Below are 14,494 nucleotides of genomic sequence, written 5' to 3'. Positions count from 1 at the left end.
TGTTAAAGCACGAACCACAGGTTTCCGAAGTAAGGGCTCAGCATATCGCCAATCACATAGTTCAGGAATTGCAGCAGGATAAACAGCACCAGTACGCTCAGATCCAGACCACCCATAGATGGCAGGATGCGACGGATAGGTGCCACCAGCGGTTCAGTCAGCTGGATCATCACATATTCAATAGGGCTGCGGCCCTGGCTTACCCAGCTCAGGATAGCGCGTAGGATAAGTACCCAGAAGAGCAGGCCACCGGCTGCTTTCAGCATTGCCAGCAGGCCGATAATGAAAGAGCCACCATCAAGGGCGAACTGACCGGAACCCACCAGTTGCAGCACGACAAATTTCGCTACACACAGCACGTAGGCAAACAGTACGGTTGCCATGTCCAGACTGCCGATAGACGGGATCACGCGGCGCAGTGGGCCCACAACCGGTTGTGTCGCTTTGACCACAAACTGGCTGAACGGATTGTAAAAGTCAGCGCGTGCCCATTGCAGCCAAACCCGGAGCAACACCACCATGATGTAGAGGTCGAACAGTGTTGAAACGAGAAAATTCATTGCGTTCATAGATTAGCCCTAAAATAGCGATTCCATCTCTTCAGCACGGCGCACCGCCGCTTGCATGGCTTCAGCCACTGTCTCTGAGAGCTGGTTGTTATTGAATACGTTCATTGCTTCGGCAGTTGTACCGCCTTTGGATGTTACCTGTTCCTTTAAGGTTGCCAGTTCAATGTCCGGGTTGGCAACCACCATTTTAGCTGCGCCGAGCGCAGCCTGCTGGACAACTTCTCGCGCGGTTTGTTTATCAAAGCCCTGACGCTCTGCTTCTTTTTGCATCGCTTCCATAAACAGGAAGAAATAGGCAGGGGCGCTACCAGCCGCAGCGATGATGCTGTTGATACCGGATTCTTCACTGACCCAGCACACTTTACCGACCGCACCGAGCAGGTCGCCGGCAAACTGGCGGTCTGCTTCTGATACTGAGTCTGGCGCAAAAAGGCCGCTCATGCCTTCACCAACCAGCGACGGTGTGTTTGGCATCACACGCACCAGATTGAGCGGTGCGCCTGCCATTTCACTCAGGCGAGCAACCGAAATACCCGCAGCGATAGAAATGACCAGTTTGCCTGACCAGTCAATTTCCTGCATGGATGCAAGTAGCTCTGCCATGCCTTGAGGTTTTACGCCCAGTACCACGACGTCCGCCTGTTTGGCGCTGTTGATAACATCTTCATTGGCCTGGATGCCGAAAGCGTCGCGCAGCGCCGCGCTTTTTTCCGGGGTGCGGTTGACGGCAGTGATTTTTGGAGCGGGGTAGCCTGCTTTCACCAGCCCAGCAATGATTGCATGAGCCATATTTCCTGCGCCGATAAAGGCAATAGTGCGTTGTTCCATCACATTGTTTTCCTGTGCTTTGGCCGCCAAATGCTGCCAGCAATAAATGTTGGGTCAGGTGCGTTTGCTGTAATCGCGTGCACCGAAAATCGCGGTGCCAATGCGTACCATGGTGCTGCCGGAAGCAATGGCAGCATCCATGTCACCGCTCATGCCCATCGATAGGGTGTCAAATGCCGGCCGAGTTGCCTGCATTTCCTTGAACAGGGCCGACAGCGGAGCAAATGCAGCCAGTTGCTTCTGGTGATCGTCTTCTGGCTGGGGAATGCACATCAAGCCACGAAGAGTCAGGTTTGGCATGGCATCAATTTCTGCTGCCAGCGTTTTGACATCGTCAAACCCGGTGCCGGATTTGCTCTCTTCACCACTGGTGTTGACCTGGATAAGCACCTGAAGTGGCGGCAATGAATCTGGCCGTTGTTCGCTGAGGCGTTTGGCGATTTTACTGCGATCGACAGAGTGCACCCAGTCAAAGTGCTCGGCAACCGGACGGGTTTTATTGGATTGGATTGGGCCGATGAAGTGCCATTCCAGTTCAGGGTGGTGTGCGCGGAAGTGGGTGATTTTCTCAACGCCTTCCTGCACATAGTTTTCGCCAAAACGGGTTTGCCCTGCGGCGACCGCTTCTGCGATGGCTTCAATCGGTTTGGTTTTGCTCACCGCCAACAATTGCACGCCAGAGGCGTCTCTCCCGCATTTTTGTGCGGCACTGTCTATTTGGCTGGTGACCTGCTCTAGGTTTTGTCTGATACTACACATGTTTGATTCTGCGAGGAAACGGGTTAATGGATATTACTGAATTACTGGACTTTAGTGTAAAGCATAATGCTTCAGATCTACATCTTTCCGCGGGTGTTCCGCCGATGGTACGTGTAGATGGTGATGTCCGAAAGCTTAGCTTGCCACCGCTCGATCACAATGCGGTGCACCGTCTTGTCTTTGATATTATGAACGATGCCCAGCAGCGCGAGTTTGAGCAAAACCTTGAAGTGGACTTTTCCTTTGAACTGGCATCGGTTGGCCGCTTCCGTGTCAATGCCTTTCACCAGTCCCGCGGCTGTGCGGCCGTATTTAGAAGCATTCCTACCAAAATTCCGACGCTTGAAGCAATTCAGGCACCGAAGGCATTTGAACAGTTCACCCAATACCAGAAAGGCCTGGTGCTGGTGACTGGCCCGACAGGTTCAGGTAAATCCACCACGCTCGCGGCGATGATTGACAAAATCAATACCGAGCAGCACCGCCACATACTGACCATTGAAGACCCGATTGAGTTTGTTCACGAGCAGAAATGTTGTCTGGTCAACCAGCGTGAAGTGCACCGTGATACCCATTCGTTCAACAATGCCCTGCGCTCAGCTTTACGTGAAGACCCGGATGTTATTCTGGTGGGGGAGTTGCGTGACAAGGAAACCATCAGCCTTGCTCTGACAGCGGCAGAAACCGGCCATCTTGTGTTTGGCACCCTGCACACCTCCAGCGCAGCAAAAACGATTGACCGTATCATTGATGTATTCCCGGGCGCTGATAAGCCTATGGTGCGTTCTATGTTGTCAGAATCGCTGCGAGTGGTTGTCTCGCAAAAGCTTGTCAAGCAGGTCACCGGCGGGCGCGTGGCAGCGCATGAGGTGATGATTGCCACCCCGGCTATCCGCAACCTTATCCGCGAAGACAAAATCGCCCAGATGTATTCCATGATTCAGACCGGCTCCAGCATGGGTATGGTGACCATGGAGCAATCTCTGCGCAACTTGATGATGCAGGGCATTATCGACAGTACAGAAGCGGCAAAAGCACTCGACAACGGCGGTATGGGATTCTGATGATGCAAGGACAGCACACCCTTTTTGAACTTCTTGACCAGATGCTGAGCCAACGTGCATCTGACTGTTATATCACGGTAGGGGCGCCGTGCATGTTACGCGTCGATGGCAGCCTGAAACCCGTGGGCGATACCCTGACCATCGAGGGCGCGAACGCGCTTGTTGCGCAGGCAATGGACGCAGAAGCGCGGCAAAAGTTCGACATTGAGCGTGAAGCCAACTTTGCGCTGGTGACCGACAATGGTCGTTTCCGTGTCAGTGCTTTCTGGCAGCGGGATCTGCCGGGGATGGTACTGCGACGGATTGAAACCCAGATCCCGGATCTCCATTCACTAAGGCTGCCGGATGTGATCCAGGACCTATCGATTGCCAAACGCGGTCTGGTACTGATTGTTGGTGCGACGGGATCGGGTAAATCTACTTCCATGGCGGCGATGGTCGGTTACCGTAATTCGCACCGTAGTGGCCATATCCTGACCGTGGAAGATCCGATTGAATTTATCCACCCACATGACAAGTGTATTGTCACCCAGCGTGAGATTGGGATTGATACGGAAAGCTATGAAACGGCGCTGAAGAACTCTTTGCGTCAGGCGCCGGATATGATCATGATCGGAGAGATCCGTACCCGTGAAACCATGGAGTACGCCATGCAGTTTGCGGAAACCGGCCATCTCTGTATTGCTACCCTTCACGCTAACAACGCCAACCAGGCGCTGGAGCGTATTCTCCACCTGGTGCCGAAAGAGCGTCGCGAACAGTTCCTGTTTGATTTGTCACTTAATCTGCGTGGCATCCTGGCGCAGCAACTCGTGCCGGATGTCAGTGGCGTCGGCCGTCACGGTGCGTATGAGCTACTGTTAAACACTTCCCATGTGTCGGATCTTATCCGCCGCGGAGAATTGCATGAGCTGAAAGAAAGTATCCGCAAGGGCAGGAATGCGGGGATGTGTACCTTTGACCAGTCCTTGTTCGAACTGTACCGGGCAGGCAAAGTGTCTCAGGACGAGGCACTTCACCATGCAGATTCCCGCAACGATCTCAAGCTGATGATGAAAATGGCAGAGCAGACTTCCGGAGCTTTGTCACTGGAAAACGTCACCATCGAATCTTAACTCGCTGAAACTTAAGACAGTGACTACGCTAAGTAGACACTGTCTTCATTTTTGATTCAGCGAGCATGGAAGATAAAACCACCGCACCTTGCCAACAATGCCAGAACACGAAATCCCTGGGTTTCGACTTCACGATGGCATTCCAGCCTATTGTTGATTTAAAAAACAAAGACGTGTTTGCCTATGAGGCTTTGGCGCGCGGTATAAACGGAGAATCAGCCTATTCGGTGATAAAGCAGGTACATGAAGGAAACCGGTATCTGTTTGATCAAACCAGCCGTGTCAAAGCGATTTCACTGGCTGCTAAGCTAGGGATGACAAAAAAGCTGAGCATCAACTTTCTTCCCAATGCTGTGTATCAACCCAAGCGGTGTATCCGTACCACGCTTGAGGAAGCCAAGCGGGTAGGTTTTCCCATCGACAAAATCATGTTTGAAGTCACTGAGGTTGAACAGGTGCATGACCATGAGCACCTGAACAACATCCTTGAATACTATAAGTCGCAGGGATTCACAGTTGCTCTAGATGACTTTGGCGCGGGCTTTTCTGGATTGAATATTCTGGCAGACCTCGAGCCCAATATTGTCAAACTGGATATGGGACTCATCCGCAACATCAATGCGAGTAGGAAGCATCAAATCATTGTCAGTAACTCAGTGCGTATGCTGAGAGAGTTGGGATGCATTGTGGTAGCAGAAGGGATAGAAACCCGTGCTGAGCTTGATTGTCTCAGGGCGATGGGGATTGATATCTTTCAAGGGTATCTGTTTGCCAAACCCGAATTGGAGAAATTGCCAGTTGTAGACCTCAGTGTGTTTTAATACTGAGGTCTGAACGAATTACTCGCCGTATTGGTTCTCGAACCAGCTTTCGACAATAATCACCGCCGACTGGCTGTCGATTTCCCCTTTGCCCAGCGCTTTGTAGCCGCCGTATTCAAACAGGGATGAACGGGCTTCTGCCGTCGTGAGGCGCTCGTCGTGCAGTTCCACATTCACACCAAAACGCCCCTTGAGACGGTTGGCAAATTTACGGGCGCGTGGGGTGATGGCTTCCAGCTCTCCACCGTGGAGATCCAGTGGCAGGCCGACCACGACCAGATCCGGTCTCCACTCTTTCAATATGGCTTCAATTGCGTCCCAGCTTGGGATGCCGTCTTTGGCTTTCAGGGCTTTGAGTGGGCGTGCAGTGCCAGTAATGGCCTGGCCAATGGCCACACCAATACTTTTGGTGCCGTAGTCAAAACCCAGCACAGATTGGATGTTACTCATGAAAAACTCTTATGCGTGCCCGATATCGGACGACAGGTTGATGGCGTCAATGCCAATCTGTTTGAGGGCTTTTTCCCAGCGCTCGTTGATCGGGGTATCAAAGATAACCGCCGGATCTGCTTCTATGGTCAGCCAGCTGTTGTCAGCCAGTTCCTGTTCAAGTTGTCCCGCATCCCATCCGGCATAGCCAAGCGCAACCAGAAACTGCTCGGGCTCTTCATTGGTACCGAGAATGCTGAGGATATCTTTGGAAGTGGTCACGGTAAGGTCGTCAGACAGCTGGATACTGGAGCCGAACAGCTTCTTGTGTTTGTGAAGCACAAAGCCGCGGTCTTCAGAAACTGGACCGCCAAACAGCACAGGCTGAGACAGGCTGACTGGGTGGGTGATGACAACCTGCTCGCGATCTAGCTCAATTTGCTCCAACATCTTTTCAACGGAGATATTGATGGGCTGGTTGATCATCAACCCCATTGCGCCATCTTCGTTGTGTTCGCACATATAGACGACGCTGTGTTTAAAGCGATCATCCACCATGCCGGGCATTGCCACCAGGAAATGATTTTTTAAATTCATCGTGTCCTTCATTTGCTATGTGCTTACTTTCAGTATGAGCAGTAAGCCGGAGAAAGTCAGATCCGGACGACAGGTTTCGTCCGGATTTTTGGCGGTTATTGATTCAGGCGTGCTTCAATCGCATCCATCAGTTTTCCGCTGATATTGATATCAAATGCGGCCTCAATCTCGCGAATACAAGTCGGGCTGGTGACATTTATTTCAGTCAATTTGTCGCCGATAACGTCAAGACCAACAAAAATCAGCCCTTTCTCTTTCAGCGTTGGCGCTACCGCGCGGGCAATCTCCCAGTCGGTTTCAGACAATGGACGCGCTTCGCCGCGACCGCCTGCGGCTAGGTTACCGCGGGTTTCCCCTTTAGCAGGGATACGCGCCAGACAGTAAGGCATCGGTTCGCCATCGACCACCAGAATGCGTTTGTCACCGTTGCTGATATCCGGCACAAAGGTCTGTGCCATGCAGTAGTTGGTGCCAAGGTTGGTCAGGGTTTCGATGATCACCGACAGGTTTGGGTCGCCTTTCTTAACGCGGAAAATAGACGAGCCGCCCATGCCATCCAGAGGCTTGAGGATCACATCGCCATGCTTTTCCTGGAACGCTTTAATTTGCTCAGCGCGGCGAGTCACCAAGGTGGTAGGCGTCCACTCCGGGAACCAAGCGGTGAACAGCTTTTCGTTACAGTCACGTAGGCTTTGCGGTTTGTTGACGATAAGGCAGCCTTCTACCTCTGCGCGTTCCAGAATGTAGGTCGCGTAAATGTATTCAGTATCAAACGGAGGATCTTTACGCATCAGGACGGCATCGAGATCAGCCAGTGCAATTTCCTGCTCGCTCACTACCTCAAACCACTTCTCCGGGTTTTGTTCCAGTTTCACGATTTGGGTACGTGCCAGCGCTTTGCCCTGCTCGAGTGACAGGTCGTTCATCTGCATGTAGTGAATTTCCCAGCCACGTTTTTGTGCTTCCAGCATCATGGCAAAGGAAGAGTCTTTTTTGATATTGATGGACTCGATAGGATCCATCACTACGCCCAGTTTGATCATTGAATTGTCCTTATTAACCCAGATCGCCAAAACGGACCTGCAGAGCAGTGATTGCCGTCAGTGCTGCGGTTTCAGTGCGCAGTACACGCGGCCCTAAAAGTGTTTCCTCAAAACCGATCTCACGGCTGCGGGCGATTTCTTCCGATGACAGGCCGCCTTCCGGGCCAATCAGCAGACGCACGCGGTTAACCGGGGTCGGCAGGGTGTTGATTGAGTATTTTGCACGCGGGTGAAGGTTCAGCTTCAGCCCGTCGAATTCTTCCTGCATCCAGGCGTCCAGTGACATTACAGGGCGGATTTCCGGCACGATATTACGGCCACACTGCTCACAGGCGGCAATCGCAATTTTCTGCCACTGCTGCAGTTTCTTGTCGAAACGCTCTGCGTTGAGTTTCACGCCACAACGCTCAGAAATCAGCGGAGTGATGACATTGACCCCCAGTTCGACCGATTTCTGGATAGTGAACTCCATCTTGTCGCCACGGCTGATCACCTGACCCAAATGCAAATCCAGTGGGGATTCGATGCTGCGCTCTACGCGCTCAGCAATATCCACAGTGACAGACTTCTTGCCAGACTCGGCGATCACTGCCGGAAACTCAGCACCGCTGCCGTCAAACAGCAGCACTTCCTGACCGGTTTGCATACGCAGTACACGGCCAACATGGTTGGCGGCTTCTTCGCTCAGGGCAACGCGGCCGTTGTCTGGCAGCAGTTCAGGATGAAAAATTCTTGGAATACGCATGGTGCTTTCATGACTGGATAACAATGGGCAGCAGTGTATCACGCTGCTGTCCATTGGCTGTAGTCCTAGACGGGATAGATGGTATTACAGACCGGCGATATCGCAGGAAGCTTGCACAAAGGGGTTGTGGTTACCTTGCTCGCGGGCAATACGGCGGTCTCGCTCGCATTCCCATGCCGTGACCGGATAGGTTTTGTCCCAGGCATCCATCAGCTTTTTCTGCGCCGATGCTAGACGCAAATCGTAACGCTCGTGCATGTACTTGTAGGTACGGGCAATGGCGCCGCGGCTTTGCGCAGGCGGTTCGAACACGCGCTGCTTGAAGTTCACTTTGGCTTCACAGCGTCCGTAGTAGGCACCATCCGGTCCGTTCCACTGGGAAAAACGGAAGTTAGAGCGGTCACCGTTTACCTCACCAATGGCAGGAACCAGATTGTGCAGATCCGCTTCCATCAGCTTGAAGGCGACATCTTTACGCGTGCAGTTTTTGCGTCCGCCATCCTGCCAGCACTGGCGCTGGTGGCCAAATTGCCATGCCGGAACCACATGTTCCCACTCGATGCGACTGGCGCGATTTTTCTGTTTCCTGACGTTGTAGCCGCAGGCTTCCAGGTCGGGAATGCCTTTCTTGCCCTGCCAGGTAATGTCGCAGCCGCAATAAAAAGAGGTTGGGGCATCGCGGTAGATTTTCTGGGCGACGCGTTTGGCTTTACTGAAGGACTGGGGATGCTCAGCCGCGGAGGCCAGAAAAGGCAGCAGCAAGGCTGACAGCAGCATCAAGCGAATTTTCATGGAATGTTAGCGCTCGTTATTGGAATTATGTGAGCTAATTATTGCAGAAAAGTGCGAGTGGTTTCTCTATAAAGCGGTGCTAATTTAATCGGTTATCAGTAATCGATGCAGATTTGAGAGTTTTGGGCTGAAATCAGGGTGTCGGCCGGTAAACCAGAGGTTGCTTGCAGCGACGGCAGACGTATTTCACCTGTTCGCGCTGTACCTTGTTGTGGCGCCTGACGGAAAGCGGGATCTCATCGCAGCCACACTGATAGGTGAAGGTTTTTCCCTGAACAGAGCTGACATCAAAGCTGTGGGTAGTTTTGGGGGTCACTCCAAACACCTGCGACATCACGGCCTGCCACTCTTTTCCGTGTGGCCTAACACGGCCAAAGCGCTCGTAAACCACAAGGTGGCTCACTTCATGGGGAACCACTTCATTCAAAAAGGCTTGCGGGTTTTCGCTCAACAACACCGGATTGAATCGCAGTTGCCAGGTTTGCAAGCGGGCAGTACCCGCCGACTTTCCCCTTTGATTGAACAGCACTTGAGGGTGAGGGAAGGTGCATTGGAAATAGTTACCTGCACGGGTCATACATTGTGCAACTGCTTTGGTGACTTGGTATTCCAGTTCATTCATGGTTTAGCGTTTTGGTGTTTTCCTGTTGGGTTTTGTTCAGGCGAAAGTACCGGTGATAGAAGTTTTTCATCACCTGAGGTATCAAACGACTGGTTCGATAGTAGAACGAAAGGGATGGGGGCAGGCATATCATTCCCTGTCGTCCCGAAAGATAATACCGCATTAATGCAGGACCGACGATCTCCGCAGATTGTTCCTGGTTATAGGCTTGTTGCTCAGCCTTTCCGGGGAGGCGGAAACCGCCCCATTTCCGCACGGTACCGTTGGCTTGCCAGAGGCGAATTTTATTTTTCGCTGGCGTATCGAACTTACCAAGCAGCAGTGTCGTGACCCGGATGCCATTAGGTGCCTGCTCTACCTGTAAGGCCTCTGCAAAGGCGTGAATAGCCGCCTTTGTCGCGCTGTAACTCGCCATCTGCGGCACACCGTGCAGGACTGCAACCGAGGTGGTGTAGATGATCAATGGCTGGCTGTCTACGGATAAAAGAGGAAGGACAAGGTGCGTCAGCGCCAATGTCGAACGGAGGTTAGTATCAAGAATTTCCTGATGTTTCTGCCACGGAATGTCCTCAAAAGCGCCGGCGGCTGACGTGCCGACATTGGCAAAGACAATGTTGATGTTGAGCGACTGGCGGGCTATTTCAAATAGGGATTGAGTCAGAAACTCTGGACTTCTGATATCTCCCTGAAAATGAATATCCCGTCCGCTGTCACTGGTTTCACGCATGTTGCGGTCCAGCGTCACCACAATCCATCCTTGTGAAAGAAAATATCCTGCCACGGCAAGCCCAATTCCTGAGGCACCGCCACTGATAAGGATGACAGAACCGCTAGAGTCCATATTTGCCTTTGGCGCTTTCGACATGTTGTTCCGCCCAGTTTTGCATTTCAGGATTTTTGTAGACTTCTTTGAAGATCAGGATCGACTTTGCTGTCACTTCAAGAAACACCGGATTTTTAGCAAAGTACTGGGTACGGTACCAATAGAACCAGAATTTGACTCTGTCGCTTAATGGACAGCCTTCATTACGATGAATGTGTTTGATAGCAGAAATAAACGCCCAGGTGCCTTTGCGGGAATATTTCACATAAGCGCGGAAGAAGGTCCATTTCGGGATTTTAAGCTGTTGGCAAATCGCCAGTGAGAGAGAGTAGTGGGACACTTCTTCTTTGGCATGTTGAAGCTGATAATCAAGCCAGGGTCGATGACCGCCTTCGTACATTGGGTGACCACGTAAAATGCCCCGACAGGCATTGGAAATGTTGTATTCGCCAAGGGCGACATAAGCCATGCGTGTATTGAGCGGAGAGGCGAGGGCTTCATCAAGCCATGCCTGTGTGTCTTTGGCGATGTCTTCCACCGGGTAACCCAATGCTGTCAGTGCATTGAATACCCTGTCATGTTCTTCAATATGCTCCACCTCTTCGACGCGAAGTTGATTCGCAAACCGTCGGCCACTCTCGGTCACTTTGTCTGACTCGAGGTAGGTTTCCATGGTTCGGCATAAGAAACGCTCGAATGCAGGCACAGTTGCTAACAGGGCAGTCAAAATGTAGGTGTTATAGCGACCATGGCCGCCAGCCCAATATCTGTCGTCGGGCAATGCTAAGGCTTCTTCTGAATTCATATGATTCCCTCCTAAGACTGAGATTTGACTTTTGGTGTCAGTGCCAATGCGCCCGCAGCACCTTTGAGCCAGGCCATACCTAAGGGTTGCTTCCCGCTCCACAGCAGCCATTCAACACTGAAGGCGATATGCAGGCTTTTTACTAAGGAAAAATGTCGGCTCCTGCAAAGCGTCCAGACACCATAGCGAAGCTTTAACAGTGAGTAGAGGTTGAAGTCGAGGGTGGCTTTCAGCTGCGTCCACCGCGATACCTGCATTTTTTCGATCAATGCTTCGCTGACCCATTGATGTGCTATCTCATCACTTGCATGGTCAACCAGAAATTGTCGCCAAGGTGGATACATATCCTGATAGAGCTTGTGATTACTAAGGATGCGTTTACTGACTTCTGCAATTTGCGCTTCCGCGGCGGCGACATAGGCGGCTTGATAATCCAGCGGCTTTTTCCGCAGTGCATTCAGGTGCTTTTCTATCTGACGCTCCAACTGTCTGACGGGATAGCCCATCTCATCCAGCCTTTGGTTCATGTCGTTGTGTTTCGCAGAATGAGCAGCTTCTTCTTCAATCAAGTGAGTGAGTGCGACCTCAAATTCATCTTCTAGCTGGGAGTTTTGCTGTGTGGCCTGGCATTGTCTGAGGACATCGCAAAAGAATTGTTCAAAAGCGCTGACAGGGATCACCAGTGCGGTGTTAGCAATGGACTCAACAATTCTCCCGCCCCAATAGGCATTGAGTTTTTTTTGTGGCGCTTTGCGTCTGTGCTGGTCTTCACGGTGGTAAAACGCTGCCAGTGCCTGATTGGGGGACAGTGGTGACAAGTGGGGTTGCCTATCTCCAAGGCAGCGCAGGGTGTCGGCAAACCATCCTTGTTCGCGGTAATGATCCAGCGTATTGAGTGAAGGTATGAGTTTCCGACATGTATACCCCAGCGTCCTTGTGGAGAAAGGAGGGTGTCCAGGAAGCACCAAGCCGGATTTGAGTGCCTCCAATGGGCTATCCAGCAGGCAGAAAGGCCTTGCCATGCCAATCAGATCTGCTCCTTGTTGGGACAGAAGCTGATTGATGGTATCCATATCGCGAATGCCGCCAGTGAGCATCAAGGGTACGGAGCAATGTTGTCGGATGAGTGGCAGGTATTGGGAAAAGTATGCGCCCTGAGAACGATTATTTTGACCCGACATGGCCATGTTGAGGTAGCTGCCACCACTGATTTCAATAAAGTCTGCGCCGGCTTCACAGAGCAGAGAAACGGTTTGGGCGCAAACTTTTGGGGAGGTTCCCCCTTTGATGAAATCCCGGCAGTTGAGTTTGATGCCTACAGCAAAGGTCGAGCTTGTCAGGGCTTTGATGTTGCGCAAGATGCGTATAAGTAGTCTTGCTCGGTTTTGCGCGCTGCCCCCCCATTGATCGTTGCGCAGGTTCGTTGCAGGAGAAAGAAAGGCACTCAGTAAATAACCATGTGCTGCATGTATCTGTACGCCGGAAAACCCCGAGGCCTCACAAAAGCAAGCAGCTGAGACGAATCGGTCAATAACATCCTCAATGTCGTTCTCATTCATGGCTTGTGAGGGGTTGTAGTCAAGAAAATACCAGGGCGGCGCATACTCACTTGGCGCAAAGGGATGATGATGGATATCGTTGGGGGTTTGCGGGCCACCATGGTTGAGTTGGGCAAATAGAGCACAGCCATGCTGTTGTACGGTGTGAGTCAGACGCTGGAAACGACCGGTCTGAGAATGGCTCTCAATCACCAGTGATCGCCACTGTTCACGGTGGTTTCTGTCAACATGGATATTGCCGGTTATTATTGCAGCAGTACCACTCGTCGACCATTGACGGTAAAGGCGCAGCAGCGGCGCAGTTGGGCGACCATCAGTGTCGGATAAACCTTCGGCAGTGGCTGTTTTAATCAGTCGGTTTTTCAGTATTAAACCGCATGGCAATGACAAGGGGCGTTCAAGCAGCTCCGTCATAGGATCCTTCCTTAATCTTTGACGATGCGCTTATCTGTGGCTGAGCTCCTACTGCCTGACTCATACAGAAAGCTGGACAACTAGGGACTATGTTATCGCCAATTAGAATAGGGCTTGTGTATTAGTTATTGGATGCACTGCAGGGGGAGGGTATAGCGCTGTTATTTAAGAAGAAGTGTGGAGTCAAACTTCGATGAGATTGGAGTAAACGAAAATAAGAGGGCAAGGATTGGAAGCAAGATCAACAAAGGAGCCTTAAGGCTCCTTTGTTTAAAACGCATTCTATCCGTTCGCTTATTTGATGTTAGCGAAATCGCGCAGTGCCGCCACTTTGTCGGTTTTTTCCCAAGGGAATTCTTCGCGACCGAAGTGACCGTATGCTGCGGTCTTCTGGTAGATAGGTTGCAGCAGGTTCAGCATTTCTTGCAGACCGTATGGGCGCAGGTCAAAGTGCTGGCGAACCGCTTCGATAATGATGTCGTGAGACACTTTCTCGGTACCGAAGGTTTCTACCATGATAGACGTTGGATCTGCGACGCCGATAGCGTAAGACAGTTGGATCTCACAGCGGTCTGCCAAGCCCGCAGCAACAATGTTCTTTGCCACGTAACGAGCTGCGTATGCCGCAGAGCGGTCAACTTTCGATGGATCTTTACCAGAGAATGCACCACCACCGTGACGCGCTGCGCCGCCGTAGGTATCTACGATAATCTTACGGCCAGTCAGACCACAGTCACCCATTGGGCCGCCGATCACAAAACGGCCGGTTGGGTTGATGAAGTAGTTGGTATCCTTGTTCAGCCACTCTGAAGGCAGAACAGGCTTGATGATTTCTTCCATTACCGCTTCACGCAGATCAGACGTAGAGATGGTGTCGCAATGCTGGGTAGACAGTACTACCGCATCAATGCCCACAATCTTGCCTTGATCGTACTGGAAGGTCACCTGAGATTTTGCATCCGGACGTAGCCAAGGAAGGGTGCCGTTCTTACGAACTTCAGCCTGACGCTGCATCAGACGGTGTGCGTAAGTGATTGGTGCAGGCATCAGCACTTCGGTTTCGTTACATGCGTAACCGAACATGATGCCCTGGTCGCCAGCGCCCTGCTCTTTAGGATCAGCTTTATCAACGCCTTGGTTGATGTCTGGCGATTGCTTACCGATGGTGTTCAGAACCGCACAAGAGTCAGCGTCGAAACCCATGTCTGAGTGCACATAGCCGATTTCACGAACGGTTTGGCGTGTCAGCTCTTCAATATCAACCCACGCGGAGGTAGTGATTTCACCACCTACCATTACCATGCCGGTTTTTACGTAAGTTTCACACGCTACGCGTGCTTTTGGATCTTGCTTCAGAATGGCGTCAAGAACTGCGTCTGAAATTTGATCTGCAATTTTATCTGGATGACCTTCTGATACTGATTCAGAAGTAAACAGGTGCTTTGCCATGTCTTATCCCTAGCATTGTGTAATTGGGTTGATACGTATGTACGTTTAAATGTGTAGATG

At 51.6% G+C, this 14,494-nt stretch carries 16 protein-coding genes; 3 read left to right on the top strand and 13 right to left on the bottom strand.

Features of this window, described 5'->3' with window-relative positions; all coding sequences use genetic code 11:
• Window positions 1-2: 2 nt before the first annotated feature.
• Genes KU854_RS08045 through KU854_RS08035 form a run of 3 tightly spaced genes read right to left on the bottom strand, consistent with a single transcriptional unit; the run spans window position 3 to window position 2,156 of the window.
• Window positions 3-569, bottom strand: coding sequence for a YggT family protein (locus KU854_RS08045; RefSeq protein WP_218357926.1), 567 nt, complete (start codon window positions 567-569; stop codon window positions 3-5).
• Window positions 570-578: 9 nt separating this feature from the next.
• Window positions 579-1,397 (bottom strand): pyrroline-5-carboxylate reductase, encoded by an 819-nt coding sequence (proC, locus tag KU854_RS08040; RefSeq protein ID WP_218357925.1) that lies wholly within the window; start codon window positions 1,395-1,397, stop codon window positions 579-581.
• A 54-nt stretch (window positions 1,398-1,451) separates the two neighbouring features.
• Window positions 1,452-2,156, bottom strand: coding sequence for a YggS family pyridoxal phosphate-dependent enzyme (locus KU854_RS08035; protein ID WP_054780566.1), 705 nt, complete (start codon window positions 2,154-2,156; stop codon window positions 1,452-1,454).
• Window positions 2,157-2,182: 26 nt separating this feature from the next.
• Here KU854_RS08035 and KU854_RS08030 point away from each other — a divergent pair, with 26 nt between their 5' ends.
• From KU854_RS08030 to KU854_RS08020, 3 genes are all read left to right on the top strand, one after another.
• Complete coding sequence (locus KU854_RS08030; RefSeq protein WP_054780567.1) at window positions 2,183-3,220, top strand: type IV pilus twitching motility protein PilT; 1,038 nt, start codon at window positions 2,183-2,185, stop codon at window positions 3,218-3,220.
• Between the two features lie 2 nt (window positions 3,221-3,222).
• Window positions 3,223-4,335: a PilT/PilU family type 4a pilus ATPase gene (locus KU854_RS08025; RefSeq protein ID WP_218358143.1), complete on the top strand. Its 1,113-nt coding sequence runs from the start codon at window positions 3,223-3,225 to the stop codon at window positions 4,333-4,335.
• A gap of 65 nt (window positions 4,336-4,400) precedes the next feature.
• Window positions 4,401-5,156, top strand: coding sequence for an EAL domain-containing protein (locus KU854_RS08020; RefSeq protein WP_255555473.1), 756 nt, complete (start codon window positions 4,401-4,403; stop codon window positions 5,154-5,156).
• A gap of 18 nt (window positions 5,157-5,174) precedes the next feature.
• Here KU854_RS08020 and ruvX read toward each other — a convergent pair whose 3' ends face one another.
• The 10 genes from ruvX to metK form a co-directional block, all read right to left on the bottom strand.
• Window positions 5,175-5,606: a Holliday junction resolvase RuvX gene (ruvX, locus tag KU854_RS08015; protein WP_218357924.1), complete on the bottom strand. Its 432-nt coding sequence runs from the start codon at window positions 5,604-5,606 to the stop codon at window positions 5,175-5,177.
• Between the two features lie 9 nt (window positions 5,607-5,615).
• Window positions 5,616-6,182, bottom strand: a complete 567-nt coding sequence (locus KU854_RS08010) for a YqgE/AlgH family protein (RefSeq protein WP_218357923.1) — start codon at window positions 6,180-6,182, stop codon at window positions 5,616-5,618.
• Window positions 6,183-6,277: 95 nt separating this feature from the next.
• Window positions 6,278-7,225: a glutathione synthase gene (gene gshB / locus KU854_RS08005; RefSeq protein ID WP_218357922.1), complete on the bottom strand. Its 948-nt coding sequence runs from the start codon at window positions 7,223-7,225 to the stop codon at window positions 6,278-6,280.
• A 13-nt stretch (window positions 7,226-7,238) separates the two neighbouring features.
• Window positions 7,239-7,970, bottom strand: coding sequence for a 16S rRNA (uracil(1498)-N(3))-methyltransferase (rsmE, locus tag KU854_RS08000; protein WP_054780568.1), 732 nt, complete (start codon window positions 7,968-7,970; stop codon window positions 7,239-7,241).
• A gap of 84 nt (window positions 7,971-8,054) precedes the next feature.
• Window positions 8,055-8,747, bottom strand: a complete 693-nt coding sequence (gene endA, locus KU854_RS07995; RefSeq protein WP_418885848.1) for a deoxyribonuclease I — start codon at window positions 8,745-8,747, stop codon at window positions 8,055-8,057.
• A 148-nt stretch (window positions 8,748-8,895) separates the two neighbouring features.
• A complete protein-coding gene (locus tag KU854_RS07990) occupies window positions 8,896-9,339 on the bottom strand; it encodes a SprT family zinc-dependent metalloprotease (RefSeq protein WP_418885847.1) in 444 nt (147 codons plus the stop codon).
• A gap of 37 nt (window positions 9,340-9,376) precedes the next feature.
• Window positions 9,377-10,249 (bottom strand): SDR family NAD(P)-dependent oxidoreductase, encoded by an 873-nt coding sequence (locus KU854_RS07985; RefSeq protein ID WP_218357917.1) that lies wholly within the window; start codon window positions 10,247-10,249, stop codon window positions 9,377-9,379.
• On the bottom strand, window positions 10,215-11,012 hold the full coding sequence (locus KU854_RS07980) for a metal-dependent hydrolase (RefSeq protein ID WP_218357916.1): 798 nt from the start codon (window positions 11,010-11,012) through the stop codon (window positions 10,215-10,217). The genes KU854_RS07985 and KU854_RS07980 overlap by 35 nt, the downstream gene beginning before the upstream one ends.
• A gap of 11 nt (window positions 11,013-11,023) precedes the next feature.
• On the bottom strand, window positions 11,024-12,985 hold the full coding sequence (locus tag KU854_RS07975; RefSeq protein WP_218357915.1) for an oxidoreductase: 1,962 nt from the start codon (window positions 12,983-12,985) through the stop codon (window positions 11,024-11,026).
• A gap of 294 nt (window positions 12,986-13,279) precedes the next feature.
• Window positions 13,280-14,434, bottom strand: coding sequence for a methionine adenosyltransferase (metK, locus tag KU854_RS07970; RefSeq protein WP_218357914.1), 1,155 nt, complete (start codon window positions 14,432-14,434; stop codon window positions 13,280-13,282).
• Between the last annotated feature and the right edge of the window lie 60 nt (window positions 14,435-14,494).

The sequence above is a fragment of the Enterovibrio paralichthyis genome (assembly GCF_019209835.1).
In the GTDB taxonomy this organism is placed as follows: Bacteria; Pseudomonadota; Gammaproteobacteria; order Enterobacterales; family Vibrionaceae; genus Enterovibrio; species Enterovibrio paralichthyis.
Note: the sequence above shows the minus strand (reverse complement) of the source record. Positions and strands in the feature narration are given on the sequence as shown.

What these genes read in the sequence shown, in the direction of transcription:
- KU854_RS07990 (WP_418885847.1), bottom strand. Translation starts at nt 9,339, where the DNA reads ATGACCCGTGCAGGTAACTATTTCCAATGCACCTTCCCTCACCCTCAA.
- rsmE (WP_054780568.1), bottom strand. Translation starts at nt 7,970, where the DNA reads ATGCGTATTCCAAGAATTTTTCATCCTGAACTGCTGCCAGACAACGGC.
- metK (WP_218357914.1), bottom strand. Translation starts at nt 14,434, where the DNA reads ATGGCAAAGCACCTGTTTACTTCTGAATCAGTATCAGAAGGTCATCCA.
- KU854_RS08045 (WP_218357926.1), bottom strand. Translation starts at nt 569, where the DNA reads ATGAACGCAATGAATTTTCTCGTTTCAACACTGTTCGACCTCTACATC.
- KU854_RS08030 (WP_054780567.1), top strand. Translation starts at nt 2,183, where the DNA reads ATGGATATTACTGAATTACTGGACTTTAGTGTAAAGCATAATGCTTCA.
- KU854_RS07975 (WP_218357915.1), bottom strand. Translation starts at nt 12,985, where the DNA reads ATGACGGAGCTGCTTGAACGCCCCTTGTCATTGCCATGCGGTTTAATA.
- ruvX (WP_218357924.1), bottom strand. Translation starts at nt 5,606, where the DNA reads ATGAGTAACATCCAATCTGTGCTGGGTTTTGACTACGGCACCAAAAGT.
- KU854_RS08025 (WP_218358143.1), top strand. Translation starts at nt 3,223, where the DNA reads ATGCAAGGACAGCACACCCTTTTTGAACTTCTTGACCAGATGCTGAGC.
- KU854_RS07985 (WP_218357917.1), bottom strand. Translation starts at nt 10,249, where the DNA reads ATGTCGAAAGCGCCAAAGGCAAATATGGACTCTAGCGGTTCTGTCATC.
- KU854_RS08010 (WP_218357923.1), bottom strand. Translation starts at nt 6,182, where the DNA reads ATGAATTTAAAAAATCATTTCCTGGTGGCAATGCCCGGCATGGTGGAT.
- KU854_RS08020 (WP_255555473.1), top strand. Translation starts at nt 4,401, where the DNA reads ATGGAAGATAAAACCACCGCACCTTGCCAACAATGCCAGAACACGAAA.
- endA (WP_418885848.1), bottom strand. Translation starts at nt 8,747, where the DNA reads ATGCTGCTGTCAGCCTTGCTGCTGCCTTTTCTGGCCTCCGCGGCTGAG.
- KU854_RS07980 (WP_218357916.1), bottom strand. Translation starts at nt 11,012, where the DNA reads ATGAATTCAGAAGAAGCCTTAGCATTGCCCGACGACAGATATTGGGCT.
- gshB (WP_218357922.1), bottom strand. Translation starts at nt 7,225, where the DNA reads ATGATCAAACTGGGCGTAGTGATGGATCCTATCGAGTCCATCAATATC.
- KU854_RS08035 (WP_054780566.1), bottom strand. Translation starts at nt 2,156, where the DNA reads ATGTGTAGTATCAGACAAAACCTAGAGCAGGTCACCAGCCAAATAGAC.
- proC (WP_218357925.1), bottom strand. Translation starts at nt 1,397, where the DNA reads ATGGAACAACGCACTATTGCCTTTATCGGCGCAGGAAATATGGCTCAT.